The sequence below is a fragment of the Butyricicoccus sp. OF27-2pH9A genome, from assembly GCF_027693185.1.
GTDB classification, from domain to species: domain Bacteria; phylum Bacillota; class Clostridia; order Oscillospirales; family Butyricicoccaceae; genus Agathobaculum; species Agathobaculum butyriciproducens.
The window spans coordinates 268,217-293,896 of the sequence record NZ_JAQEXK010000002.1 but is presented as its reverse complement, the minus strand read 5'-3'; the positions used below and the strand labels follow the sequence as shown (position 1 = coordinate 293,896).

28 protein-coding genes and 2 pseudogenes are annotated in these 25,680 nt (G+C 52.8%); 20 read left to right on the top strand and 10 right to left on the bottom strand.

Annotation, left to right across the window (positions count from 1 at the left end):
* Window positions 1-456: 456 nt before the first annotated feature.
* On the top strand, window positions 457-867 hold the full coding sequence (locus PG722_RS03475; RefSeq protein WP_118285485.1) for an RrF2 family transcriptional regulator: 411 nt from the start codon (window positions 457-459) through the stop codon (window positions 865-867).
* Between the two features lie 30 nt (window positions 868-897).
* The gene (locus tag PG722_RS03470; protein ID WP_110435265.1) at window positions 898-1,443 is read left to right on the top strand and encodes an NADH peroxidase; all 546 of its coding nucleotides are present in this window, start codon (window positions 898-900) and stop codon (window positions 1,441-1,443) included.
* 98 nt (window positions 1,444-1,541) lie between these two features.
* Here the strand turns inward: PG722_RS03470 and PG722_RS03465 are convergent, their stop codons facing one another.
* The 6 genes and pseudogenes from PG722_RS03465 to PG722_RS03440 all read right to left on the bottom strand — a co-directional run bounded on the left by PG722_RS03465 (window position 1,542) and on the right by PG722_RS03440 (window position 5,523).
* The gene (locus PG722_RS03465) at window positions 1,542-1,685 is read right to left on the bottom strand and encodes a FeoB-associated Cys-rich membrane protein (protein WP_116704689.1); all 144 of its coding nucleotides are present in this window, start codon (window positions 1,683-1,685) and stop codon (window positions 1,542-1,544) included.
* A gap of 13 nt (window positions 1,686-1,698) precedes the next feature.
* Window positions 1,699-4,083, bottom strand: coding sequence for a ferrous iron transport protein B (gene feoB / locus PG722_RS03460; protein ID WP_270579663.1), 2,385 nt, complete (start codon window positions 4,081-4,083; stop codon window positions 1,699-1,701).
* A gap of 248 nt (window positions 4,084-4,331) precedes the next feature.
* Window positions 4,332-4,466 (bottom strand): annotated as a pseudogene (locus tag PG722_RS03455) (IS256 family transposase); the annotation flags it as partial.
* The gene (locus tag PG722_RS03450; RefSeq protein WP_442867821.1) at window positions 4,427-4,861 is read right to left on the bottom strand and encodes a replication initiator protein A; all 435 of its coding nucleotides are present in this window, start codon (window positions 4,859-4,861) and stop codon (window positions 4,427-4,429) included. The gene PG722_RS03450 and the pseudogene PG722_RS03455, both read right to left, overlap by 40 nt.
* 93 nt (window positions 4,862-4,954) lie before the next feature.
* The gene (locus PG722_RS03445; protein WP_270579660.1) at window positions 4,955-5,173 is read right to left on the bottom strand and encodes a hypothetical protein; all 219 of its coding nucleotides are present in this window, start codon (window positions 5,171-5,173) and stop codon (window positions 4,955-4,957) included.
* Between the two features lie 20 nt (window positions 5,174-5,193).
* Window positions 5,194-5,523: a plasmid mobilization protein gene (locus PG722_RS03440; protein ID WP_270579659.1), complete on the bottom strand. Its 330-nt coding sequence runs from the start codon at window positions 5,521-5,523 to the stop codon at window positions 5,194-5,196.
* Window positions 5,524-5,892: 369 nt separating this feature from the next.
* Between PG722_RS03440 and PG722_RS03435 the strand changes: the two genes are divergently transcribed.
* From PG722_RS03435 to PG722_RS03410, 6 genes are all read left to right on the top strand, one after another.
* Window positions 5,893-6,096 carry a DNA-binding protein gene (locus PG722_RS03435; protein ID WP_270579657.1) on the top strand — a complete coding sequence of 68 codons (204 nt, stop codon included), beginning with the start codon at window positions 5,893-5,895 and terminating at the stop codon, window positions 6,094-6,096.
* 235 nt (window positions 6,097-6,331) lie between these two features.
* A complete protein-coding gene (locus PG722_RS03430; protein WP_270579656.1) occupies window positions 6,332-6,649 on the top strand; it encodes a hypothetical protein in 318 nt (105 codons plus the stop codon).
* 21 nt (window positions 6,650-6,670) lie between these two features.
* Window positions 6,671-7,360 carry a response regulator transcription factor gene (locus PG722_RS03425; protein WP_118359817.1) on the top strand — a complete coding sequence of 230 codons (690 nt, stop codon included), beginning with the start codon at window positions 6,671-6,673 and terminating at the stop codon, window positions 7,358-7,360.
* Window positions 7,357-8,607 carry a sensor histidine kinase gene (locus PG722_RS03420; protein WP_270579655.1) on the top strand — a complete coding sequence of 417 codons (1,251 nt, stop codon included), beginning with the start codon at window positions 7,357-7,359 and terminating at the stop codon, window positions 8,605-8,607. The genes PG722_RS03425 and PG722_RS03420 overlap by 4 nt, the downstream gene beginning before the upstream one ends.
* Window positions 8,608-8,719: 112 nt before the next feature.
* Window positions 8,720-9,394, top strand: a complete 675-nt coding sequence (locus tag PG722_RS03415; RefSeq protein ID WP_117489470.1) for an ABC transporter ATP-binding protein — start codon at window positions 8,720-8,722, stop codon at window positions 9,392-9,394.
* Complete coding sequence (locus tag PG722_RS03410) at window positions 9,391-11,820, top strand: ABC transporter permease (RefSeq protein WP_270579654.1); 2,430 nt, start codon at window positions 9,391-9,393, stop codon at window positions 11,818-11,820. The genes PG722_RS03415 and PG722_RS03410 overlap by 4 nt, the downstream gene beginning before the upstream one ends.
* A 73-nt stretch (window positions 11,821-11,893) precedes the next feature.
* Here PG722_RS03410 and PG722_RS03405 read toward each other — a convergent pair whose 3' ends face one another.
* A complete protein-coding gene (locus tag PG722_RS03405) occupies window positions 11,894-12,046 on the bottom strand; it encodes a hypothetical protein (RefSeq protein WP_158574609.1) in 153 nt (50 codons plus the stop codon).
* A 229-nt stretch (window positions 12,047-12,275) separates the two neighbouring features.
* Here PG722_RS03405 and PG722_RS03400 point away from each other — a divergent pair, with 229 nt between their 5' ends.
* Entirely contained in the window at window positions 12,276-12,545 is a 270-nt protein-coding gene (locus tag PG722_RS03400) for a helix-turn-helix domain-containing protein (protein WP_243022604.1), read from the top strand.
* A 420-nt stretch (window positions 12,546-12,965) separates the two neighbouring features.
* Here PG722_RS03400 and PG722_RS03395 read toward each other — a convergent pair.
* Window positions 12,966-13,403: pseudogene (locus PG722_RS03395) on the bottom strand (DUF4316 domain-containing protein); the annotation flags it as partial.
* On the opposite strand from PG722_RS03395, the gene PG722_RS03390 reads away from it, so the two are divergent.
* Together PG722_RS03390 and PG722_RS03385 are read left to right on the top strand one after the other, a co-directional pair.
* Window positions 13,290-13,898, top strand: a complete 609-nt coding sequence (locus tag PG722_RS03390) for a recombinase family protein (protein WP_270579704.1) — start codon at window positions 13,290-13,292, stop codon at window positions 13,896-13,898. The pseudogene PG722_RS03395 and the gene PG722_RS03390 overlap by 114 nt on opposite strands.
* A 13-nt stretch (window positions 13,899-13,911) precedes the next feature.
* Window positions 13,912-14,343 carry a hypothetical protein gene (locus PG722_RS03385; protein WP_270579651.1) on the top strand — a complete coding sequence of 144 codons (432 nt, stop codon included), beginning with the start codon at window positions 13,912-13,914 and terminating at the stop codon, window positions 14,341-14,343.
* 374 nt (window positions 14,344-14,717) lie between these two features.
* On the opposite strand, the gene PG722_RS03380 is transcribed toward PG722_RS03385, so the two are convergent.
* Window positions 14,718-14,966, bottom strand: coding sequence for a hypothetical protein (locus PG722_RS03380; RefSeq protein ID WP_118359829.1), 249 nt, complete (start codon window positions 14,964-14,966; stop codon window positions 14,718-14,720).
* Between the two features lie 14 nt (window positions 14,967-14,980).
* Window positions 14,981-16,345: a 23S rRNA (uracil(1939)-C(5))-methyltransferase RlmD gene (rlmD, locus tag PG722_RS03375; RefSeq protein ID WP_270579650.1), complete on the bottom strand. Its 1,365-nt coding sequence runs from the start codon at window positions 16,343-16,345 to the stop codon at window positions 14,981-14,983.
* Window positions 16,346-16,528: 183 nt separating this feature from the next.
* On the opposite strand from rlmD, the gene PG722_RS03370 reads away from it, so the two are divergent.
* The 9 genes from PG722_RS03370 to PG722_RS03330 all read left to right on the top strand — a co-directional run bounded on the left by PG722_RS03370 (window position 16,529) and on the right by PG722_RS03330 (window position 25,630).
* Window positions 16,529-16,753, top strand: coding sequence for a hypothetical protein (locus PG722_RS03370; RefSeq protein ID WP_118478196.1), 225 nt, complete (start codon window positions 16,529-16,531; stop codon window positions 16,751-16,753).
* A gap of 186 nt (window positions 16,754-16,939) precedes the next feature.
* Window positions 16,940-17,806: a class I SAM-dependent methyltransferase gene (locus tag PG722_RS03365; RefSeq protein WP_118359849.1), complete on the top strand. Its 867-nt coding sequence runs from the start codon at window positions 16,940-16,942 to the stop codon at window positions 17,804-17,806.
* An 88-nt stretch (window positions 17,807-17,894) separates the two neighbouring features.
* A complete protein-coding gene (locus PG722_RS03360) occupies window positions 17,895-18,746 on the top strand; it encodes an energy-coupling factor transporter ATPase (RefSeq protein WP_118753494.1) in 852 nt (283 codons plus the stop codon).
* A 19-nt stretch (window positions 18,747-18,765) separates the two neighbouring features.
* Complete coding sequence (locus PG722_RS03355; RefSeq protein WP_118646016.1) at window positions 18,766-19,641, top strand: energy-coupling factor transporter ATPase; 876 nt, start codon at window positions 18,766-18,768, stop codon at window positions 19,639-19,641.
* Window positions 19,635-20,438, top strand: coding sequence for an energy-coupling factor transporter transmembrane component T family protein (locus tag PG722_RS03350; protein WP_270579648.1), 804 nt, complete (start codon window positions 19,635-19,637; stop codon window positions 20,436-20,438). Before PG722_RS03355 ends, PG722_RS03350 begins: the two co-directional genes overlap by 7 nt.
* Before the next feature lie 137 nt (window positions 20,439-20,575).
* A complete protein-coding gene (gene truA / locus PG722_RS03345; protein WP_270579647.1) occupies window positions 20,576-21,352 on the top strand; it encodes a tRNA pseudouridine(38-40) synthase TruA in 777 nt (258 codons plus the stop codon).
* Window positions 21,353-21,416: 64 nt separating this feature from the next.
* Window positions 21,417-22,670 (top strand): DUF5711 family protein, encoded by a 1,254-nt coding sequence (locus tag PG722_RS03340; RefSeq protein WP_270579646.1) that lies wholly within the window; start codon window positions 21,417-21,419, stop codon window positions 22,668-22,670.
* Window positions 22,657-23,283: a CvpA family protein gene (locus tag PG722_RS03335; RefSeq protein WP_270579645.1), complete on the top strand. Its 627-nt coding sequence runs from the start codon at window positions 22,657-22,659 to the stop codon at window positions 23,281-23,283. Before PG722_RS03340 ends, PG722_RS03335 begins: the two co-directional genes overlap by 14 nt.
* Before the next feature lie 64 nt (window positions 23,284-23,347).
* On the top strand, window positions 23,348-25,630 hold the full coding sequence (locus tag PG722_RS03330; protein ID WP_270579644.1) for an ATP-dependent Clp protease ATP-binding subunit: 2,283 nt from the start codon (window positions 23,348-23,350) through the stop codon (window positions 25,628-25,630).
* Window positions 25,631-25,680 lie beyond the last annotated feature (50 nt).

Here is a 25,680-nt window from a genome sequence, read left to right as displayed (position 1 = left end):
AAATGAATAAAGGAAGAATGCTGAATCTCCACGTTCATTTTCCATCCTCCATTCTCCATTCCTGAACCGATAGACAAAAGTCTCCCGCCATGGTATACTGTCCTTATCTGGTATAGTTAAGGCAACACCGCACAATTAAAGCTGCGGCTCCTTGCGCAGGCTCCGGTCGCGCTGCCGCGGCGCTTTGCGGAAATTTTGCGTCCTGACTTTGTTGCGATTTCACAGTAATACATTAAGTATTACTGCAAAACCGCGTCTCGTTAGTACACAAAATTTGCTCGCAAATCGCTCTTGTTCAATTATGCGGTATTGCCTTAATTCGAGTCGAAGATCGAGTTACATATTGATAACTATTATCAAATAAAAAATATTATTTATTTTTAAGAAAACCTATTGACATTTTGGCACAACACGGTTATACTAAAGTTGTTCCAAGGAGAGAAAGGAAGGAACGATTTGAGAATCACACATGAAGCGGATTATGCAATTCGTGTGACCTATTGTCTGGCACTTGCAGGCGAAAAGCAGTGCGCGAAGGATATTTCCGAGGCAACCGGCGTAACACTCCGGTTTGCACTTAAAATTCTCCGCAAGCTGACGCAGTCCGGTATTACAAAATCCTATAAGGGCGTTGCCGGCGGCTATGAGCTGAACCACTCCCCATCGGAGATCAGTCTCGGCGCGATCATCGAATGCATTGATGGTCCGATCGCTATCAATCACTGCCTTGCAAATGAGTTCCAGTGCACACACATGGGTACCCAGAATGAATGTGATTTTCATCGCGTGTTCTCGGAGATCAACCGGTCTCTGCGCGATCAGCTTTGTTCGATAACAATGGATCGTTTCCTGCCCCCTCAAAAATAAATTTGTTCAACGATACAGGAGGAAAAAATCATGAAAAAGTTTGTTTGTTCCGTATGTGGTTATGTATATGAAGGCGAAGCAGCTCCGGCAGAGTGCCCGATCTGCCACGCACCGGCAGAGAAGTTTAAGGAGCAGGCCGGTGAAAAGACCTGGGCAGCTGAGCACGTTGTAGGCGTTGCACAGGGTGCTCCGGAGGACATCATGGCTGACCTGCGTGCTAACTTTGAGGGCGAGTGCTCCGAGGTTGGTATGTATCTGGCAATGGCTCGCGTTGCACACCGCGAGGGCTATCCGGAAATCGGCCTGTACTGGGAGAAGGCTGCATTCGAGGAAGCAGAGCACGCTGCTAAGTTCGCAGAGCTGCTTGGCGAGGTTGTAACCGACTCCACCGAGAAGAACCTGCAGATGCGTGTAGACGCTGAGAATGGCGCAACCGCTGGCAAGTTTGATCTGGCAAAGCGCGCTAAGGCTCTGAACCTCGATGCGATCCATGACACCGTACATGAGATGGCACGCGACGAGGCTCGCCACGGCAAGGCTTTCGAGGGCCTGCTGAAGCGTTACTTCAACAAGTAATTGAGACTATTCAGAGGACAGGCAGAAATGCCTGCCCTCTTTTTTCAGAAACCGATAAACAGCAGCCTGTCCGCTCTTGGGGCGGACAGGCTGCTGTTTTATTTGTGTTTTTCACTTTTGCATTGCACGGGACAGCCGGAGCAGTGTCCGGAACAGCCGGACGGATGCTTTTTCATCGAACGGAGCGCGGCAAACAGCGCGATGCCGATCAATGCCAGAATCAAAATAGTGGGGAGATTCATATACCGTGCCTCCTTATGCCAGACCAAATGCAAGACCGATACAGCGGACGGCAAAGGCAATGAGCCATGCAATCACGCATTGGGTCAGCGCAGTCGTGATGGCAGCCCGTGTGCTGCCCATCTCACGCTTTACGGTGGCGATTGCCGCAACACAAGGGGTGTAGAGCAGCACGAATACCAGAAATACGACCGCGGTAAACGGCGTAAACAGGGTGCCGATGCTGGATACCTCGCCGCCGAGCAGCAGCGTCAGCGTGGATACAACGCTTTCCTTTGCGGTAAAGCCGGTAATCAGGGCGGTGGACACGCGCCAGTCCGCAAAGCCGAGCGGTGCGAACAGCGGTGCAAAAATGCTGCCCAGCGCAGCCAGCAGGCTGCTTTCCGGCATAGACACCACATTAAAGCGTGCATCGAAGGTCTGCAGGAACCAGATTACGATAGAAGCGGAAAAGATGATGGTAAATGCCTTCTGGATAAAGCCCTTTGCCTTTTCCCAGATAAGGTGCACAACACTTTTGGCACTGGGCAGACGGTAATTCGGCAGCTCCATGACGAACGGAACCGGTTCGCCCTTGAAGCGGGAGACCTTCAAAATGACCGCATACAGGATGCCGCAGAGAATGCCGAACAGATACAGGCCTATCATAGCAAGCGCACGATACCGCCTGGGGAAAAAGGCGCTGATCATCATGGTGTAGATGGGCAGCTTGGCCGAGCAGCTCATAAACGGGGTAAGTAAAATCGTCATGCGGCGGTCACGCTCACTGGACAGTGTACGGGTAGCCATAATGGCCGGAACCGAGCAGCCGAAGCCGACCAGCATCGGCACAAAGCTGCGGCCGGACAGTCCCAGCTTGCGGAGCGGCCGATCCATGATAAAGGCCACACGCGCCATATAGCCGGTGTCCTCCAGAATCGAGAGGAAGAAGAACAGCGTTACAATGGTCGGCAGGAAGCTGAGTACGCTGCCAACGCCGTTTGCGATGCCGTCTACAACGAGCGAGTGAACAACGGGGTTGATCTGCAGGGCGGATAACCCGGCATCCAGCCACGAAATGCAGGCATTGACCAGAACGGTCATGCCGTCGGACAGCCATGCGCCGATCCAGCTGAAGGTCATGATGAAGATCAGACCCATGATACCGGCAAAGCAAGGGATAGCGGTGTATTTGCCGGTCAGAAAGCGGTCAATCGCCATACTGCGTTTATGCTCTTTGCTCTCGTGCGGGCGGACGACTGTTGTGCTGCACAGGTTTTCCAGAAAGCTGAACCGCATGTTTGCCAGCGCCGCTTCGCGGTCCAGACCGGAATCCTTCTCCATGACGGATACGATCTGGTCAAAAGCGGAGCGATTGTCATCGGACAGCGCGAGTGCCTTTTCGATGAGCGGGTCCTTTTCGATCAGCTTGGTGGCGGCAAAGCGCACCGGCAGACCGGCTCGTTTGGCATTCGGCTCGATCATCAGGGCGGTTGCATGGATGCATCGGTGAACAGCGGCGACCGGATCGTTCTTGTCGCTGCTGTCCTGGCAGAAGTCGATGCCTCTGGGTGTTTCCTGATAGCGGGCGATGTGGATCGCGTGGTCGATCAGCTCATCAATGCCTTCGTTTTTTGCTGCCGAAATCGGCACTACCGGAATGCCGAGCGCCTGTTCAAGCTCATTTACATGAACGGTGCCGCCGTTTGCACGGACCTCGTCCATCATATTCAACGCCAGCACCATCGGAATGCCCAGCTCCATCATCTGCATGGTCAGGTAGAGGTTTCGCTCAATGTTGGTCGCGTCTACAATATTGATGATGCCGTCCGGCTTGTTGTCCAGCAGAAAGCTGCGGGTTACGATCTCCTCGCTGGAATACGGTGACAGCGAATAGATGCCGGGCAGGTCGGTAACGGTTGCCTCCGGATGGCTGCGGATCGTGCCGTCCTTGCGGTCCACCGTAACACCGGGGAAGTTGCCGACATGCTGGTTGGCACCGGTCAGCTGATTGAACAGCGTCGTTTTGCCGCAGTTCTGATTGCCGGCAAGCGCAAATGTCAGTTTTTTATCGGCAGCCGCGGCTTTGGCATGCTCATAAATGTGGTAGTCCTTGGATTTTCTGAGCTCACCCATGCCGGGGTGCGCCGCAGGACGGTGGCGTACCTGTCCGGCGGAAGGCTTTTTTGTTCGCTGATACGGCGTGCCGACTTCGATCTTCCGCGCTTCATCCAGGCGCAGGGTCAATTCATAGCCGCGCAGCTCAAACTGCACCGGATCACCCATCGGAGCGACCTTCTGCAGCGTGACCTCGGTCTGCGGCGTCAGTCCCATATCGAGCAGGTGATGGCGTAAGGCTCCGCTTCCTCCTACTGCGGTGATTTTCGCACTTTCATGCGGCTTCAGTTTATCCAATGTCATATCTATATCTCCTCGCGGCTTCGTGCCGTCGACAGTTTTGCTCTATACTCGTAGACTATTATTCTCCTATGCGCGGGAGTTGTCAATGTTTATTATACAGCAATCCTGCCGATTGTGCACACGCAACACACGGATGACATCGAGAATTACGAGAAACATAACGCCAACCAAGGTGGAAGTCAAGGGGCACCCTCGTCCATTGGAGCCTCGCCGGCGATAAAGCGCCCCTTGACCTTCGAGCCGGGTTGTTAATCAGGCATCCGATCCTCGAAGTAGATTGCCAGCTGGGCATAAATCATGCTCCAGTCCTGTCTGCGGCCAGTCCACTTTTTCGTGATGTCGATCATTGCCAGATACAGCATTTTGAAAAAGCTGTCATCGGTTCGGTCTTACTATGTTCTTTATACTCTGCATCAGTATTACTTGTGGGGAATTTCTGCCCCATGCAAGTGGAAGAATCCTGCACATCCATTGGGCAGATATTGCCCTCTGGACGGGAAGAAACCTGCACCCTGTCCGGGATTTGCAGAAAGATGCGGTTCGCCTGATTCCATCCCTGACGGACGCGGGTAATCAGCTCGGCATTTTCCAGTTCCCGCAGGGCGGTTTTGACCGTCCGCTCACTCCGGTCAAGGTCATCCGCCATCTGCTTGATCGTATAGATCACATACACATTCCCATTCTCGGACACCCAGCCGCTTCTCTGGGAAAGTGTGGTGCGGTTAAGCAGCAGCCCATATAGCAGCTTGGCGTTGATGGAATATTCGCCCGCCAGCATGAAGCGCGGCAAGGGAATGAACGGCGGCAATGTGGTGTTCAGTTTGAAATAGATTTTTCATCACATCCTCTCTGGTCTGGTATGATACGGCTTCTATGGCGGTTTTCTGTCAGGTCCGCGAGGGGAGTACGCAGCTGTGCCACCCTTTTTTGCCCTCTTTGACTGATAATGCGGACAAATAACGACAACCGCCTGGAAACTCTGCTTGCAATCGTGGACGCAGCGGCGGCAGAGCGTGTTGTACGCCTTGCGTCCCCGGTCATTCAGGAAGAACGACCATTCCAGCTTTTTTGATTTGCTCATGCGCGGCATATCTGTACTCCTTTCCCGAATTACAATTCGTTTCTCTGCTGTACTTTCAGCAGCTCCCATACGTCAGCCATCCGTTCTTTCAGCTCGGCAACGTCAGCATCGTAGAAATGCCCGATGCTGTTGATGCGGCGGCAGACGTGGTTGATGTTCGTGGCAATCCTGCTGACAGCGGCAGCTAACTTTTTCTGCTTGGTGTAATCGACCTTGATGATGTACCCGTCAATCAACATTTTCCGGGCATACGCGTCGAAGTTGCGGGTGCCGAGTTGGTTCATCTTGTGGCGAACCATGCTCAATTCCTGCTCATTCAGGCAGATTTCTTTGCGGATGGGTCGCGTGCGGTCTGGCATATTGAAACACTCCTTTCACAATACAACGGACATTTCTTCGTCGAAACGCAGGTATCGAAACGAGAGATTTTCAAAAAATATGCGCCCCTGCTTTTGCAAAAGCGGGAGCGCGTTGTATTTGCGGATATGAGATTTGAGCGAGTAGCAAGCACATCCGGTGTCCGTACACACCGGAAAAATGAGCGTTTCAGCCTTGCAGCCGATACGCCCATTTTGATTTTTGGGGAAGCCCCAAACCCTTGATTTTTAAGTTGTAGATACTTTCTGTGCTTTTCCGAAAAGCCCTTTCTTTTATTCGCTTTGACGATTATAATTATACTGTGATTTTATAAGCAGACGCAGAACGGAACTGCAACAGGAGTACCGCCCATGAAGTATTTATCTATCGCGCAAACCGCCGAACGCTGGGGTATATCCACTCGCTGTATTCAGATTTTGTGCGGCGAGGGGCGCGTCCCCGGTGCGATCCGCATTGGCTCGGTCTGGGGGATTCCAGAGGACGCAGAGAAGCCAGCGGACGCGAGAATCAAGAACGGCAAGTATATCAAGAAGCCCGCCGAAAACGAAAAATGAGCCGCATCATGTCTCAACGGAAAACATTCTGCCGGACGAGCAAGGTGTTGCTTGCTTTGGCACGACTGATTCTTCAGAGCGAGTGACATATTTTCAAGCGGAGGACGTGCTTGTTAGCAACATCCGTCCATATTTCAAAAAGATGTGGTTCGCAACAACTTCGGGCGGGTGTAACGCCGATGTCCTGTGTTTTAGCGCCTTGGACAAGAAGTACGCATACCTTCTGAAATCCATCATGTTTCAAGATGGATTCTTCGATTATGTCATGTCAGGGGCAAAAGGAACAAAAATGCCTCGTGGTGACAAAACTCACATCATGCTGTACCCGATCCCGCGTTTTTCCGAGACACAGCTCCTGAAATTTATTGAATATAATAAAATTAGTTTTGGGGAGGGAGGGCGAATGCGGTCCCTTTTCCGCGTCAGCCGGAAGCAAAGGTATAGCACACTAGACTTTCCTGCGGAAAATCGTGTGCCAACAGGAATGCAGAGTTCGCCTGAATCAATAAAAGCATTTGCAGTATTTGATGTAACGTTTAACATATATAGCTAAGACGGAAGGGTGGTTTGAATTATGCCAAATATCCTTGTGGTTGAGGACGATGAAAACTTGAATCGTGGAATCACTTTTTCACTGAAAAAATCCGGATATGAGGTTTTTTCAGCAGAATCAGTGAAAAAAGCGAAAAGAATTGCAAGTGATAATAATGTGGATGTTGCCATTTGTGATGTGAATCTCCCGGATGGGAATGGACTGGAATTTGTAAGGTGGATGAGATGCAATTATAATACATACATTATTTGTCTTACAGCACTAGATCAGGAGATGGATCAGGTCATGGGATATGAAGCAGGGGCAGATGATTATATTACAAAGCCATTTAGTCTTTCGGTACTTCTTTTGAAAATAGAAGCACATTTCCGCCGCAGACAGGAGAAAACAGAAGCCGGAAAGATGATTTCGGGAGATATCGTATTTATCGCAGGAGAAATGAAAGTCCTGATAAAGAGTCGTGAAATCAGTCTGACAAAAACGGAGTTGAAAATGCTGACTTTTTTTCTTCAGAATCCGAAACAGATTCTTTCAAAAACACAAATATTGGAAAATGTATTTGATCTGGAAGGGGATTTTGTGGATGAAAATACAATCGCTGTCAATATCAGAAGACTCCGTGAGAAAATTGAAGACAATCCGGCTGCACCGGTCTATATAAAGAATATCAGAGGTCTTGGGTATATATGGAATCAAGAGGTAAGTCAGTGACGAAACGACATCGTAAAAAGTGGGTTGATGCCTTGTCACTGGTGCTGCCGGTTCTACTCTTTTTTGCGGTATTGAACTGCTTTACCACCTATTTATATTATCAGGATTATCAATGTAAAATGGATATCCTGACAGAAGTTGCGGCGGGCACAGAGACCACCGGCATGGATGTTGCCGCAGGATGGCTGAAAGGAAACGACCATCAAGCCAATGAACAAGGTAAGCAATTATTAGAGCAATACGGGTACTGGGAAAACAAAGGGACTTCGTTTTATGTGCGCTTCCGGCAGAATATCATGATAACCGGCTGTACAAGTGCAGTGCTATGTCTGTCTTTGCTAACGTTCCTGTTTTACCGGAAGAAAGTTGAGGCGAAAGAAAGTCGGAAACGATTGGAGCAGCTAGAGCAAATCCTGATTGCATTTCGGGAAAATCACTTTGAGGTAGTGCCGGACCCAGAAGATCATGTCGGGCAGGAAAGACTGAAATTTCAGCTTGAAGCAATCGGACATCATATCCAGCTGCTGCAAGAGGAAGCCAGAGCGGAGAAGGAAAGCACAAAGGAAATGGTATCCGACATTTCCCATCAGCTGAAAACCCCGGTTGCAGCCTTGGATACCTGCTTTAGCATATTGCTGCGGAACAATCTGAGTGAGACGGAGCAACAGGAATTTCGCATCCGCTGCCGGAGTGCATTGGACGGATTGGAAACATTGTTGCAGTCTCTGCTGGAAATATCCAAACTGGAGACAGGTTTGATTCAGCTTGATCAGAAAACACTTCCCATTATGGATACGATCATCTCCGCAGTAAACCGAACGTATCCAAAGGCAGCGGAGAAAGGGATAGAACTTATTTTCGACTGCAACGAATCACTGGAGCATTGTGCACTCATGCAGGATAAACGTTGGCTTGGAGAAGCAATCATTAACGTTTTGGACAATGCCATCAAATACAGTCCAGAACATTCAAAAATCACGATCCGTCTACAAAAAAGAACCGGCTTTGTGAGAATTGAGATCGAGGATCAGGGAATCGGAATCCCGCAGAGTGAATACCATAAAATATTCCAGCGGTTTTACAGAGGGACTGCGCCGGAAGTCCGCGAAAAGAGCGGAACTGGCATCGGTCTGTATCTGTCCAGACAGATTATTGAGCAGCATGGTGGGACAATCACGGTAGCCTCCGGCAAAGTCAGAAAAGGAAGTACCTTTTTGATTCAGCTGCCGGAGAATGGACTTTCGTAGAGATGATGAGCAGAAGTCTTTCAAATCTGTAAGACTTCTGCTCTCTTTTTGAAAGTGAAATGAAAGGTTCCTTTGATACAATGCTGGTAAATAAGAAAAGGAGGCCATTGGAGTGGGCGTGATATTAGAAACGAATCAGCTTTGCAAATTTTATGGGACGGGGGAAAATCAGGTCAAAGCCGTCAATCATGTGAATATCCAGATTGGGCAGGGAGAATTTGTCGCCATTGTCGGAAAATCCGGCTCCGGAAAAAGTACCCTGCTGCATATGCTGGGCGGGCTGGATACACCAACCAGCGGCAGCGTGATCTTGTCTGACAAGGACCTGTATTCCATGAAGGAGGATCAGCTTGCCGTTTTCCGGAGAAGAAAGATCGGATTTGTATTTCAGGCATTCAATCTGGTATCCTCCATCAATGTGTGGGAAAATATCGTTCTTCCGTTGGGGCTTGACGGAAAAAAAGTGGATAAAGCTTATGTCAATGATATTATCACCACACTGGGTCTTGAACACCGGATTCATAATCTTCCGAATACCCTCTCCGGAGGACAGCAGCAGCGCGTTGCGATTGCAAGAGCCTTGGTAAACAGACCGGAGATTTTGCTTGCGGACGAGCCAACCGGAAATCTTGATTCCAAGACAAGTGACGAGGTGATCGCGCTGCTGAAAATGAGCGCAAAAAAATATGGACAGACGATTGTAATGATTACCCATGATGATGAGATCGCGCAGGTTGCTGACCGTATTCTGGTGATTGAGGACGGACAGGTGGTGGATTTTAATTGAGGACGATCAGCAAAATTGCATTCAGCAACGACAAAAGAAATCGGACAAGAAGTGTCCTCATTATGACGGCGATTTGCCTGACTACCATGCTTCTGGTCATTATCAGTACAATTGGAAATGGACTGATCCTCTTACAGAAGGATCAGGCTGCAAGCTCATACGGAAGCAACTACGGCCTGTTTATCGCCGCAGATGGTACGCAATTAAAAGAAGTGGAACGCAGAGCTGAGATATCTGATATCGGCATCATGTGTACGGAGGGCATCCTGAAAGGAAATGAAAATGGCGGCTTTGTCAGTGCGGATGAAACGGTCAGGAAAATGCTTCCCTATAATCAGGAATATGTGTTGAAGGAAGGTACCTATCCGGAAAAGGCGCAGGAAATTGCCGCAGGACGCGCTTTCTTTGATGCAGTGGGATACCATGATGTAAAGGTCGGAGACACCGTAACATTGGAGTACCGTTCCGGTATGCAGTCGGAATACGCACCGGTGGAATTTACTGTCAGCGGGATTTTATATGACCGGGATGAATATACCATCGAGGCTTCCTATGTTGTATTCGGTTCGCAGGATTTTTATAATGAGCGTGTTGCGGAGGGTGACAGGCAATATAATATCTATTTTACCTTGAGCGATTCTGCAAATGTATCTATGAATAATGTTGCGCCTGTTATAAAAGAAATCGCAGATTCCTGCGGCATTGACCAGAAAAACGTGATCATCAATGACCTCTACCTGCAGTGGGTATTGCAGCCGAGCTATGAAATGATTGTGGTTTGTGGAACCCTGATCCTCGGAATCGTGCTGTTTTCCGTTGTGGTCATTTATAATATCTTCCAGGTCGGGATCGCCCAGAAGGTTCAGGAGTACGGAAAAATCAAGGCGCTGGGTGCAACCAGAAAGCAGATGAAGCAGTTGATCTTTCGTGAGGGCATTCTTCTGGCGGTTCCTTCGATACCGCTGGGGCTGCTGTTTGGTTTCCTGATTGCAAAAGTCAGCTTCAACTGGCTGGTGGAGCAGGGAAATCTGGTATCGTCCGGAATGAAGAACCATCAGGTGCCTCTGTTTTCACTGACAATTATGCTCATCTGCATTTTTGTATCGTTTCTTACGATCGTTTTGGCTCTGCGCAAACCCATGAAAATTGTTTCCCGGATTTCACCCATCGAAGCGACACGGTATCTTGGCGGCTCCAAAACGCAAAAACAGGGCAGACGAAAAGGCAGAAAAGATGTCACCGTTTTCTCCATGGCAATGGCAAATGTGACAGGCAATCCGAAAAGAACCATTGCTACGATTCTTACCATGGGGCTTTCCTGTGTATTGTTTGTAATTATCTCTAATTATGTTGGGAATATTGACACGGAGCACGAGGCGCGGATTGCAATCAACCATGGACAATTTGAGTTGCAGCTGGATTATTCCCAGAATTATGATGAAGCCTATTCGGAGAATAATCTGGACACAATCCTACAGAACAACCCATTGAATGATTCTTTGATTAAAGAAATCAAATCCATCCCCGGTGTAACGGATGTACTGACGAGAGAAATCGTCTCTGCAGATTTGAACGGAACAAAATTTCCGGTTGCAATCGTAAATCAAGAGGATTTTGAAAGGATGCGCGGGGATGGCGATATCGGTTCCATGGACTATGCACAGGCTGTCAAAAACGGGGATGTTTTCTTTGGATGGTCCATGTGGATGGAAGCTGACGGATATTCTGCGGGTGCACCGATTACATTCAATTTTGATAACGGAAGCGAAACCTATACCTATCAGGGAAAGATCGCAGGCTCCTTTGTAAGCGCGGACACTTATCTTGTCATTCCGGAAGGTGTATACCGTTCCATGAATCCGAGGGGAACAGCCTATGGCTATCTGTGGGTGGACTGTGATAAAAAAGATGTTGCATCTGTGGAACAAAGCCTGAATGATCTGCTCTCCGATACTTCTCATATCAAGCTGAACACCTATCACGCAGAATTGCAAAACGCAGAATACGCAAGCCGTATGATGAAGCTTGGCTGCTATCTGTTCATGGCAATTGTCGGTCTCATTGGGTTTATGAATCTGGCAAACACCATGATCATCAATATCACCACGAAGAAGCAGGAATACGGTGTGCTGCAAGCGGTAGGCATGACCAATAAGCAGTTGAATCTGAGCTTACAAATACAGGGCTTGATTTTTACGGTTGGCACCATCTGCGTCGCACTTGCTGCCGGTCTGCCCCTTGGCTATGCACTGTTTTCCTATGCGAAGCATAATGGGATTTTTGGAATGAACGTTTATCACGTTCCTCTTATCCCGATTCTTGTTATGATTCTTCTGGTTGGTATTCTACAAATTGTGCTTTCCTGTGTTTTAAGCAGTAATCTGAAAAAGGAAACGCTGGTAGAAAGAATAAGGTATCAGGGATAGTAGATTCTATAAAAAGCAAGCTGCCGCTCAAGATGGGCGGCAGCTTACCTTTATAGTGATTCAAACATAAAAGTCAAATTTTGCGAGGACCCGCCATCGTCTCAACCTTGTCCGTTCTTCCTACAAAGAACAGGTCAACGGCTATTTTTAGCCCTAACTGATCAAAGATCCCCACCCCAAACGGCTCCTCAAAAAATATTGTCAGCTTTCCATTTACTTTGTCCATAAGAATCCCTCCTAAAATTGATTGAACAAAGAATGGACAACCCGGAGGGGCAGGTTACTTACCCTATCTATATAGGACGACCGGGCTACCTACCGACTTTTGGTAAGTAGCTCCATTCTATCACCCTCATCACGGACAGTCAACGCAATGTCGTTAGCAAAATCAACGACGGCGCACCGTGGATAATGACACCGCCGTTAGGTACACTAAATGCAAAGGTGGTGAGGCTATGCGAGAGAAGAAGGACATCAATATTGAAATCGGCGGCAATATTCAAGTGGCAAGAGAACAGGCGGGCTATACGCAGGACACGCTCTCAGAAATGCTTGGCATGACGCCGAATCACCTGAGTGCTATTGAGCGTGGTGCTTCCGGTATCTCTCTTGAAGCCTTGCAGCGCCTTTGCCGTTTGCTCGGCGTCAGTGCGGACCGAATATCTTTGGGACTGACGAGCCAGAAGCGGAAGCCCTTGCGCTTGCCAGACGTATTTCGGATATAAAGCCGGAATACCGGCAACAGGTTCAAGAGCTGCTGTCCGCAATTTTGAATATGTCATAAAAAAAGAGCCTCTGCCGATACCCAAACCGGGCATCGACAGAGGCTCTTGGTTCGTTTTCCGGGCATTCAAACAAGTGCCGAAATCGACACTTATTTCCGCGCTAAAGATGAAACCACGCAGGGAATACAATCACTTAGGCTGGTCAATTTGCGCCGCTCTGAGGCTTGCAATCACAGGCTTTTTCGACCCCTAACTGTCTACACCTCGATGCCTTGCGGGAGAAGTGCGGACAGGCGATGAGATCCGCGCGGAAGCTCTGCTTGCAGCTATGGACGCAGCGGACGCAGAAACGGTTATACTTCCGGCGTCCACTGTCTACTATGAAGAACGACCACTCCTGCCGCCATTTCTGACTTCTGCTCACAGCCCAATCTCCCCTTTGTTCTTTTTGAGAGAGCAGCATTCCTCCTGCTTTTCTGCCTTTGCAGACTTGAGCCTGTCCATGATGGAGGACTTCTCACCGGTTTCGGGGGCTTTGACCTCTGCGGTCTTGTCCTCCTTCGGACCGTTGTTGATGATCCCATCAATCATGCCGTAGTCATCCTCCATCGACATCTCCGCCGCCTTGAGGTAGTTTTCCTTCTCAAGAGCCACCATCCAACTTTCCTTGCTGATACCGAGCATTTCGCCCTTTGCCACATGATCGGCAATCTCCTTTGCATCCACGCACAAGCCCTCGGTGTTATCCGAATAGAGCCGGTAAACCTCGCAACCCTTCTCCAAAGCCTTCTCAGCCGCTTCCTGTCCAGCGGGAAGAACGCCAGCCCATGCGTAGCCGTAGTCCTTCATGTCATTGAGCCGACCGAGGCAAGAATTGTTGCGTACATCTATGAAAGCTGCTTGGAGGGCGCAACCCCGGCAGAAATCGCCGCTGCGCTGACGGAACAGGGTATCAAATCTCCAATGGGGAACGATCTCTGGTCTGCCAGTACTGTCTGCAGCATCCTCCGAAATGAGAAATACTGCGGTGATGCTTTGATGCAGAAAACCTATACCAAGGATTTTCGCACCCATAAATCCGTCAAAAATACGGATTTAAATATGTATTTCAAGGAAAATCACCACACAGCGATTATCAAAAAAGAGGATTGGATCAAGGTACAAAAGTTGCTGTCAGAGCGGCACAGCACAGCCAAACGAGCTACATTGCGCCGTCTGAGCAATCACTTCGTCGCATACCGCGTGAAAGATGGTCCTTTCAAGGGCTATCTGATTATGGATTCCCGGTGGTCTTTTATGGAGCGTCAGGAGTTTATGAAAAACGTGGATGAGGCGCAAAACACCATGAAATGAACGGATTTTAACTATGAACTTTGATTTTTCCGCTTTGAACTTTGAAACCATCGACTCCAACATCAACGCCTACCCGGATATATTCCTGAATCAGAATGGCGTGACCATCACCAAGAAGGTGCTTGAGGACTTGGGCTATCCCGCCTTTGTTTTGTGTCTGCTGGATGCGAAAGCGAGGGTATTTGCGATCCGTTCCTGCAAGAGCAACGAACCGAAGGGTTTCAAGTTCTCCAAGCCGAGAGGCGAACAGAAAGGTGTTGTTACGATCTCCAACAAAAATCTTCTTGACCCGCTTCGCGCTGTTACTGGCGAGGACTGGATTCCCGACAAGAGTTACAAGGTGCGTGGTTTCTGGGTTGCCGACGCAAAAACCATGTGCTTTGACCTCAATGAAGGGGTCCAGGAGGACTTTCGCCCTGTTACGCCGAGCAATGACGCAGAATAATCCCTGATATTCAGGGAGAAAAGGGAGAGCCAAAGAGCAGCGGCAAGCCGCCTGAGCGAGAAAGCCACCTCTCCCTTTTCTCCCTCGCTGCAGCTATGGAAACCGTGGAAAACCGCAAGCGGTTTACGCACCGTTCCCACAGCCTGCGCTCACTCTCTTTTTCCTCTCTTGCTTTCTCCCTATACAAAGATAAGTGTCCATTTTCTATCCCGAAAACGCACAGTCGCCACGACGAACAGAGGGCAGCGTGTCAATATGGCAAAGAAAAGCAAACGGCACACAGGCGGTTTTATCCTCAAAAAAGCCCCGAAGCACGACAAAAATAAGCCCAGCACCACGCCGTTTGACGTGATGCTGGGCTTTTAGCCGTAAACTCACTCTGATATTAAGCCAAAATGCCGCAGCGCATCCTTGATTGCCTCAACCTTTTCAGGCGGGCAGGGATGATACTCATGTTTTCTCTGCTCCACTGCGTTCGGTGCTTTGTGCATATCCAGTCCGACCATACGCTTGACCTCTGCAATATATGCCGTATGGACTTTGAAGCCGTACTTCTCCTGCACATACTCCTGAATACGCTTATAGGTCGGATGCTCCTTGACCTCGCCGGTTTCCACTTCCATTCTGACCTCAACCGTCAGTGGATTTGTTCCCGTGACAAGAGGGCGACCGTCTCCACATGAAAAGTTCTCGGGAACAGATCGAACGCCTGTGCCTTCTCGAGCGTATAGCCTGCGCCGCACAGCTCCGCCACATCGCGCGCAAGCGTTGCTGGATCGCACGAAACATACACAACCTTAGGCGGCTGCATTTTAAGGATCGCGTCGCGTGCAGTCGCGTCCAGACCCTTGCGCGGCGGATCGACCACCAACACATCAATGCCGCGCTTAGCCAACCGCTGCGCCGCCTGACCCGCATCCGCACAAAAGAACTCTGTGTTCTCCATGCCGTTGCGGAGCGCGTTGCGCTTGGCATTTTCGATGGCCTCCGGCACGATTTCCACGCCAATGGCAGTCTTTGCATGCTCGGCCAGCGCCAGCGTGATCGTACCCGCACCGCAATAGAGGTCAAGCACGGTCTCCTCGCCGGTCAGACCGGCGTAGTCCACCGCACACGCATACAGACGCTCGGCCTGCGCGTGGTTGACCTGATAAAACGCCTCGGGCGAGAGCAAAAACGTGTGCCCGCACAGGCGGTCCTCCAGCATCGGCTCACCCCAGAGAACATCCGTCCGGTCACCCAGAATCACGTTGTCATCGCGCTGGTTGTGGTTGAGCAGAATACCCGTCAGCGACGGTGCTGCCGCGCGCAAACGCTCGACCAGCACGTCCAGCCCGGGCATTTTCTTGGTCGCGGAAATGAGCGTCAGCTGGCTTTCGCCGCTTTTTTCGCCCATGCGAACGTAAATATGCCGAATCGTACCGCGTTTTTTCTCATAATCGTACGGCATGACCGAAAATTCCGTCATCCATTCACGCACCACAGCGGCAATCTTATCTGCCGTCTCGGACTGGATCAGACACCTGTCCACCGGCACAATGTCGTGGCTGCGCGGACGGTAAAAGCCGGTAACGATGCTGCCCTCTTTGTCCCGTCCGACCGGATACTGCGCCTTATTGCGGTAATGCTCAGTCGTCGGCGCACCCGTAATGCCGAGCAGCTTTGCGCCGTCCTGACCGCCAATGCGCGTCAGCGCATCACGCACCTTTTTCTCCTTTGCACGCAGTTCTTCCCCGTAGGTGATGTGCTGATAACAGCAGCCGCCGCACTTGTCCGCCACCGGACATGCAGGCGCAATGCGCTGTCCCGACGGCACGATAATCTTCTCTACCCTGCCGAACGCCACATTTTTCGTCACCTTGACAATGCGGACATCACACTGATCGCCAACTGCTGTGCGCGGCACAAATACCGCCCGGCCTTCGATCTTCGCAAACCCCGTGCCGTCCGCCGTATAATCCGTAATCTGACAACGATAAACCTTGTTCTTCTGTAAATCCATTTCTTACCCCTTGATATGAGAGTGAAGAGTGGAGATTGCAGCGTGAAGAGATAAGGTGCTCTTCCCTCTCAACTCTTCACGCTCCACTCTATAATTACTAATTACTCATTCCTAATTACTAATTTTATAAGTGTATTATAGCACGAACTTCGGAGATACTGCAATCGAAAGGAGCGTGCAATTATGGCGCAGGACAGGAAAAAACAGGTCTCCGGCGAGATTCCCTTTGATTTTATGCAGGAAATGGGCCACAGTCCGCGGGCAATGGAGCAGTTCTTTGATCTGCCGTATCAGGCGCGGCAGGTGCTGACCGATGCGGTATGTATCTCAGACGAACCCGAGGAACGCCGCGCGACGGCTCTCAAGTCGCTTGCAAACGGCGGCGAAGGCTTCTGCGAACGGTTCTGACCGCTTTTCCCGCTCGAACGGCTGTACCTTACGGTGCAGCCGTTTTGCTGTATTCGCCAAAATACGCTGTCTTGACACCTTTTATTTCTAATCGCTTTTCATTGCGTTAGTGCATATTTGGTGGTAGAATAGATACTGAATTATTGTATAAACAACGACTTATATATAATGTAATGGAGAATATTTATGTGGATCGCAGATCATTGGAAGGACTACGCCGTGCTCGACTGCGGCGGCGGTGAAAAAATTGAACGATGGGGCAATCAGATTCTGCAGCGCCCCGACCCGCAGGCTATCTGGCCGCGCGACAAGGACTGCAAAATCTGGAATAAGCCGAACGCTATCTATCATCGCTCGAACGCGGGCGGCGGCAAGTGGGAAATCCGCAAGCTGCCCGAGCAGTGGGCTATCCACTACGGTGATTTGACGTTCCAGCTCAAGCCGATGAGCTTCAAGCATACCGGTCTGTTCCCCGAACAGGCTGCCAACTGGGATTTTATCGACAAGATGATCCGTCACGCAGGCCGCCCGATCAGCGTGCTCAACCTGTTCGCATACACCGGCGGCGCTACGCTTGCGGCGGCAAACGCCGGCGCGTCCGTCTGCCACGTTGACGCGTCCAAGGGCATGGTGCAGTGGGCCAAGGAGAACGCTGCGTCCTCCGGTCTGAGTGACCGCCCGATCCGCTGGATCGTGGACGACTGCAAAAAGTTCGTGCAGCGCGAGATCCGCCGCGGACGCAAGTACGATGCGATTATTATGGACCCGCCGAGCTACGGCCGCGGTCCGTCCGGCGAGACGTGGAAGATCGAGGAGGACGTTGCCGACTTCATTGACCTGACCATGGGCGTGCTGAGCGACAAGCCGCTGTTCGTGCTCATTTCCAGCTATTCTACCGGCCTTGCGCCGTCTGTGATGAGCTATCTGCTCGGCATCACCGCAGGCAAACGCGCCGCCGGCAAGATTGAGGCGCAGGAGCTTGGCCTGCCGGTCGAATCGACCGGTCTGGTGCTGCCGTGCGGCTCGTCGGCGCGGTTTATCGCCGAGGAGTAAATTCACAGCACCCCGCCCTACGATATTTTATTTATCCGGTGCATATTGTACCATCAACCCTTTGAAATCTACCGAAGGACGAAAATAAATGAGTGAAATCATCAAAACCGAAAACCTGCAGTACGCCTATCCCACCGAGGACGGACAGCTTTCCGTTCCTGTACTAAAGGGCGTAAATCTTTCCATCCGGCGCGGCGAGTTCGTCGCGGTACTCGGTCACAACGGCTCGGGCAAGAGTACGCTTGCCGGCTGCTTCAACGCGATCCGTCTGCCGACCGGCGGCGTATGCTACGTTGACATGATGGACACCCGCGACGAAAACAACACCTATGAGGTGCGCAAGACTGTTTCGATGGTGTTCCAGAATCCGGACAACCAGCTTGTCGCCACCGTTGTTGAAGAAGATGTCGCATTCGCGCTGGAGAACATGGGCGTGCCGCCCGAGGAAATCCGCAAGCGCGTTGACGATGCACTGCGTGCCGTCGGCATGTACGAATACCGTGCACAGGCGCCGCACCGTCTGTCCGGCGGACAGAAGCAGCGAATCGCAATCGCAGGCGTTATCGCCATGATGCCGCGCTGCGTTGTGCTCGATGAGCCGACCGCCATGCTCGACCCGCAGGGCCGCCGTGAGGTCATGAATGTTGTCCGTGAGCTGAACCGCAAATTCGGCATCACCGTTATCCTTATCACCCACCACATGGACGAGGCCGTACAGGCGCAGCGTGTGGTTGTCATGCACAAGGGCAACGTGCTGATGGACGGCACTCCGCGCGAGATCTTCACGCAGGTGGACAAGCTGCGCGCGGCTTCCCTGACCGTACCGCAGACCATCGAAGTCCTGTACGACCTCGATCAGCAGGATGGCGAAAAGCTGCCGATCGACGCACTTTCGATCGAGGAATGTGCAGATATTCTCGAACAAGAATATTTGAATTGATTATCCGAAGGAGAATCTTATGTCAACCATACTTGAAACGAGGGGCTTGACGCACGTCTACGGCGCAGGCACCCCCTTTGAGCGTGTTGCGCTTGACCATGTTGACCTGAAAATCGAAAAAGGCGAAATTCTCGGTGTGATCGGTCACACCGGTTCGGGCAAGTCTACGCTCATTCAGCACCTGAACGGTCTGCTGCAGCCGTCCGAAGGCGAGGTCCTGCTCGATGGCAAGTCCATCTGGGATGCCAAGGGCAAGTGCAGCCGCGAAACGCGCTTCCGCGTCGGTCTGGTGTTCCAGTATCCGGAATACCAGCTGTTCGAGGAGACCATCGCAAAGGATATCGCCTACGGCCCGACCAACATGAAGCTGCCGCAGGCCGAGATTGACGAGCGCGTGCGCGAATCCATGGCGGCAGTCGGCCTTGCACCCGAGCTTGCCGACCAGTCTCCGTTTGCGCTGTCCGGCGGTCAGAAGCGCCGCGTTGCCATCGCAGGCGTTATCGCCATGCGGCCGGATGTGCTCGTGCTCGATGAGCCGACCGCCGGTCTCGACCCGGCGGGCCGTGACGAGATTTTTGAGCTGGTCCGCAGCTACCACAAGCAGTCCGGCGCGACCATCCTCATCGTGTCCCACTCGATGGAGGATATCGCACAGATTGCCGACCGTCTGCTTGTGATGAACCACGCCAAGGTGCTGTTCTGCGACACGCCGCGCGAGGTTTTCTCGCACGCGGACGAGATCATTGCCGCAGGACTGGACATCCCGATGATCACCAAGGTCATGCTCGAGCTGAAAAAGCGCGGTCACGATGTTGATACCTCGGTCTACACCGTAGCGCAGGCAATGGATGCCCTGCGTGCCTGCAAGCGGAAGGAGGCTGCTCACGAATGCTGAAGGATATTACCCTCGGTCAGTTTTTTCCGGGCAACAGTGCGGTGCACCGTCTTGACCCGCGCGTAAAGATCGTGCTGACGGTGGCATTCATCGTGCTGCTGTTTCTCGCGCAAGGCCCGGTTTCCTATGCGCTGATCATCGCATTTCTTGCCGTTGTCATCGGTATTTCGCGTATTTCGCCCCAAATGGTGCTGCGCGGCCTCAAGCCGATCCTGTTCATCGTTATCTTCACAGCGGTGCTCAACCTGTTCTATACACCAGGCACCTACATTTTCCAGTGGCACTTCCTGCACATCAGTGTGGAAGGCGTTAAGCTGGCCATTTTCATGGTACTGCGCCTGATGCTGCTGATTATCGCAACATCCATGCTCACCTACACCACCTCGCCGATTCAGCTGACCGACGGACTCGAGCGTCTGCTTTCTCCGCTCAAAAAGCTGCACGCGCCGGTGCATGAGCTGTCCATGATGATGTCGATCGCACTGCGCTTTATCCCGACCCTTATCGAAGAGACCGAGAAGATCATCTCGGCACAGAAGGCGCGCGGTGCAGATTTTGACTCCGGCAACCTGATTCAGCGTGCCAAGGCCATGATCCCGATTCTCGTGCCGCTGTTCATCTCGGCGTTCCGCCGCGCGGACGAACTCGCAACCGCCATGGAGTGCCGACTGTATCGCGGCGATGTTGGCCGTACCCGCATGCGCCAGCTGAAGATTGCCCGCGTAGATGTTTGCGCTTTATTGTGGGTTGCGGTTTTGTTCGCAGTTGTTATTATACTCAAGCATTTTGGCCTTTGATAACTGAAAATTGATAATGGAGAATTGCGGTATCGCATAAAGTGCGATTTATTATAATCGGCGCTTTTGCACCGCACCTTCATTTTCCATTTTTCCATTCTCAATTCTCCATTCACGACCCACTAAGAGTAACTGAAATGATGAAAAATATTGCAGTAGTGCTGTCTTATGACGGCACCCACTATAACGGCTGGCAGATTCAGAAAAACGGTCCTTCCATCCAAGAGAGCATGGAGGACGCGATTTTTCATCTGCTGAAGCAAAAAGTTCATGTTTCCGGTGTCGGACGCACGGATTCCGGCGTTCATGCCCGCCGGTATGTGGCAAACTTCCACGCAGACTGCACGATCCCGGTGGACCGTCTGCCGTATGCGCTCAATAGCTTTCTGCCCGAGGACATTGCGGTTTCCGGCGCAGTCGAGGTTCCCGAGGACTTCGATGCGCGCTTCAACTGCACCAAAAAGGAATACGCCTATTATCTGTTCCCTTCCACCCTGCGGGACCCGTTCCACGCGCGGTACGCATATCGGTACAATTATCCGCTGGATATTACAAAAATGCAGGAAGGTGCACAGTATTTTGTCGGCAAGCAGGACTTTGCCTCCGTGAGAAGTCAGGGCACACCGGTCAAGAGCACGGTTCGTACCATTTTCTGGTGCGAGGTGGAGCCGGTGGATGACCTCATCCGCATCCGCGTCTGCGGCGACGGCTTCCTGTACAACATGGTCCGCGCGATTGCGGGCACGCTGACGTATGTCGGCGGCGGCAAGCTGGCGCCCGAGCAGGTGCGCGACGTACTGCTCGCCTGCGACCGAGAGCAGGCCGGACCGACCCTGCCTGCCTGCGGTCTGTTCATGAACCGCCTGTGGTACGACGATACACCCGAACTCGACAGATTCCGGCTGTCCGAGTGACAATTTTCAAGTTTTATTCACATTTTCACCCACAAAACACGCTACAATAAGGAGGCGGGATTTCATGAGCGAACAGAACCCAAAGCAGAATATCATCCGCTTTCCGCTCTCCAGGAGGGAGCGCCGTCAGCGCCTGTTCGACAGCAAGGACGCGCGTATCCGCACGACCGCCCTGCTCCGCATGCTCTGCGGCTGGGCTCTGGTGCTGGGAACAGCCATGTTCCTGATCGCCAACTACCGTATTTTTACGCCGACCTCGCTGCGCACACTCGGCAGCTATATTGCGGCCGGTATTCGCTCGCATGACGGCGATATCACCACCATCAACTACGAAAACGAGACCTTCAGCGACGGTGCGCTGTTTGAATCCGGTCTGGCGTACGCGGACAGTGACGCGCTGTTCCTGTCCCGCGCGGGCAGCATGACTACGCTGCGCTATTCGCTCGGCTACTCCGATCCCGCGGTGGAGAGCAGCACGAATCATGTGCTCGTGTACGACCGCGGCGGCGTCAAAGCCGCACTGGTCGGCTCGGCAGGCGCTGTCGCGGAACTGGAGCTGGAATCCACCATTCTGAACGGTTCGATCGGCCGCTGCGGCCGTTTCGTGCTCACCACCAACGAGCACGGCTACCGTACCGCCGCTGCCGTTTACGACACCGCAGGAAAAGAGGTTTTCAAATACTGTGCATCGGAATACTATATTGTATCCGCTGTGCTCTCGCCGGACTGCAATACGCTCGGCATTCTCGCCTTCCGGCAGAACGGCGTAACGCTCGAATCCCATGTGCTGTTCTTTGATGTGTCCTCCGGCAAGCAGATTTCGGACACCGCGCTGACTGACGCGCTCGGTGTAACGCTCACTTATTCCGAGAACAACGCCGCCATCGCGCTGTGCGACACCGGCCTGTATCATGTCACCCGCAGAGGCACGGTCGATGTGCTGCTCGAGCTCAGCTCGCAGGATCTGATCGCCACTGCCTCTCAGGGCAGTACGATGGCTGTCACTGTGCGCTCTTACCTGAACGATGCACGCAGCGACCTCTATACCGTCCGCAACGGCAGTCTGCACGGTCCGTTCGCACTGACCGAAGAGCCGACGGCGCTTGCTGTCTCCAACGCCGGTACGGCGATGCTGTCTGCGTCCGGCGTTACGGTCTACAACACCTCCGCCGAGCCGCAGTGGCACAATGATGACGCTGTCGGCGCACGTCGTGTGCTCATGACCGATGACGGTACGGTTTTCCTGCTCTACAACCGCAACGCGCGTATCTTTACCGCGCATTCCGAACGATCCGAGGAAATACATGCAGATAACTGATATCAACGATTTTATTTCCACAGCGACGCAGCTGCTCAACGCGCCTGACCTTATCCTTATTGCCGTGCTGCTGGCCAACGTCTGGCTCGGTGTCCGACGCGGACTGGTCGGTGCGCTGTACGGCGTGCTCGGCCGCATCGGCATGATCGCCGCGTCTGTTGCCGCCGCCAAGTACACCGCGCCGTATATCGCGCAGTGGGTGGTCGTGCCGGCAGTCGGTCAGCTGTTTGAAAAACAGGCCGCGCTCAAGACCGCCGAAGGCGTGCTGGACGGTCTGCGGCAGAGCGTCACCGAAGCGGCTGTCGGCATGTCGGAGAGCATCGCGTTCTCTATGCTTGTGGTGCTGTTCAGCGTTCTGTTCGGACGGCTCATCTGGATTTTCGGCCGCAGCCTCAAACTCATTGTGCGGCGTACACCGCTCAGCGCACTCGATTCTGCAGGCGGCGCACTCATCGGCTTTGTAACCGGCATCGTATTCGTCTGCATCCTGCTGATCGTGCTGCAGTGGCTGTTCCCGATCACCTACACATCGCTCGGCTATCTCTCGCCGGAGCGCGTCAAGCATACGCTGCTGCTAAAACAGCTGGTGGACGCTTTACCAATCGCCATTTAATGGAGAACACCTTAATTCTCCATTTTCTATTATCAATTCTCAATTCCTAAAAGGAGTTTAACCTATGAATATGCCAATGTGCTCGCGGTGCAAGAAAAACATCGCGGTGGTGTTCATCACCAAAATCGAGGGACCGGATAAGACCACCCAGGAGGGTCTGTGCCTCAAGTGCGCACGCGAACTGGGTGTCAAGCCGCTCGACAACATCATGGAGCAAATGGGTATCACCGAGGACGACCTCGAAGCGCTCTCCGGTGAGATTGGCTCCCTGTCCGACCTGAACGACCTGGTTCCCGCCGGTTCGGACGGCACGGACGACGACGCACCCCACGAGACCGACCCGGTCGCTGCCGGCACTCTGCCGGGGCAGCCCGCAGGCGGCTCTCAGGAGGAGACCCGCACCCGTTCTTCCCGCAAGGAGGACAAAAAGCGCAAATATCTGAACAATTACTGCGAGAACCTGACCCAAAAGGCCGCAGAAGGCCGCATTGACCACATCGTGGGCCGCGACCGCGAGACCGACCGCGTCATTCAGATTTTGAACCGCCGCCAGAAGAACAACCCGTGCCTGATCGGCGAACCCGGTGTCGGCAAGACGGCCGTTGCCGAGGGTCTGGCAGTCCGCATCAACGAGGGCCGCATTCCGTTCAAGATGCGCAACAAGGAGGTCCATCTGCTCGACCTGACCGCTCTCGTGGCGGGCACGCAGTTCCGCGGCCAGTTTGAGAGCCGCATGAAGGGCCTGATCGACGAAGTAAAGCGTATCGGCAACATCATCCTTGTCATCGACGAGGTGCACAACATTGTCGGCACCGGCGATTCCGAAGGCTCGATGAACGCCGCAAACATCCTCAAGCCTGCCCTCGCCCGCGGTGACATTCAGGTGATCGGCGCGACCACGCTCAAGGAGTACCGCAAATATATCGAGAAGGACGCCGCGCTCGAGCGCCGTTTCCAGCCGGTCTATATCGGTGAGCCGTCGGTTGCCGAGACCACCGAGATTTTGAAGGGTATCCGCTCGTACTACGAGACCTTCCACGGCGTTACTGTTTCCGATGAGATGTGCCGCCGTGCCGCTGAGATGAGCGAACGCTATATCACCGACCGTTTTCTGCCGGATAAGGCCATCGACCTGATCGACGAGGCGTGCTCGCGCCTCAATCTGGATTCTCCGCAGCTGTCCGAGATTCCCGAGCTGCAGAACGAGCTTGAGCGCCTGCAGGCACAGCTTGACGAGCTGACCCAGTCCTCTGCCCGCGCCGAGGAGGAGGAGACCTACGCCAAGATCGCCACCTGCCGCAGCCGCATTCTGCAGGTGGAGGCACAGCTGCACGAGCTGCTGACCAAGCCTGCACCGCAGGTTGACGAGCAGCTTCTGGCTGAGGTGATCGAAATCTGGACCGGCATTCCGGCATCCAAGGTAGCGGCGCAGGAGTCCGCACGCCTGCGCGATATGGAATCCCGTCTGAAATCGCACGTTATCGGTCAGGACGAAGCCGTAGACGCGGTCTGCGCGTCCATCCGCCGCAACCGCGCGGGCATCAGTCCCAAGCGCAAGCCGGCATCCTTCCTGTTCGTCGGCCCGACCGGCGTCGGCAAGACCGAGCTGGTCAAGCAGCTTGCTCTCGACCTGTTCGACTCGCCGGATGCGCTTGTGCGTCTTGATATGTCCGAATATATGGAAAAGCACACGGTTTCCCGCCTGATCGGTTCCCCTCCGGGATACGTCGGCTACGATGAAGCCGGTCAGCTGACCGAGAAGATCCGCCGCCGTCCGTACTCTGTCGTTCTGTTCGACGAGATCGAGAAGGCGCATCCGGATGTACTCAATTCTCTGCTGCAGATTCTGGATGACGGCCGTCTGACCGACGCGCAGGGCCGCGTTGTCAGCTTCGAGAACACGGTCATCGTTATGACCTCGAACGCCGGTTCGCAGTCCAATAACACGCCGGCAGGCTTCGGCCGCACTGTGTCCCAGATGAGCAAGGACCGCGTGATGAAAGCCCTCGAGGAGATCATGCGCCCCGAGTTCCTCAACCGCATTGACGAGATTATCGCGTTCAACCAGCTGTCCGAGGATAACTTCCGCCATATCGCAGAGATCATGCTCGGTGAGCTGCGCACCACGCTCGCAGACAAGGATATCCGCCTGACGTGGGACGACAGCCTGCTCGGCCTGCTCACCGAGAAGTCCTACTCGGTCAAGTACGGCGCTCGCAATCTGCGCCGCCTGATCGAAAAGGAGATCGAAAATCCGCTGGCCACCGCCATCGTCGCCGGTGATAAGCCGCTGATGGGCGCTCACCTGTCCGCTGAGGACGGCAAGGTTAAGCTGGATACCATTTAACACACGAAAACCGCCCCAAAGGGCGGTTTTCTTTTGCACGCAGATTGACA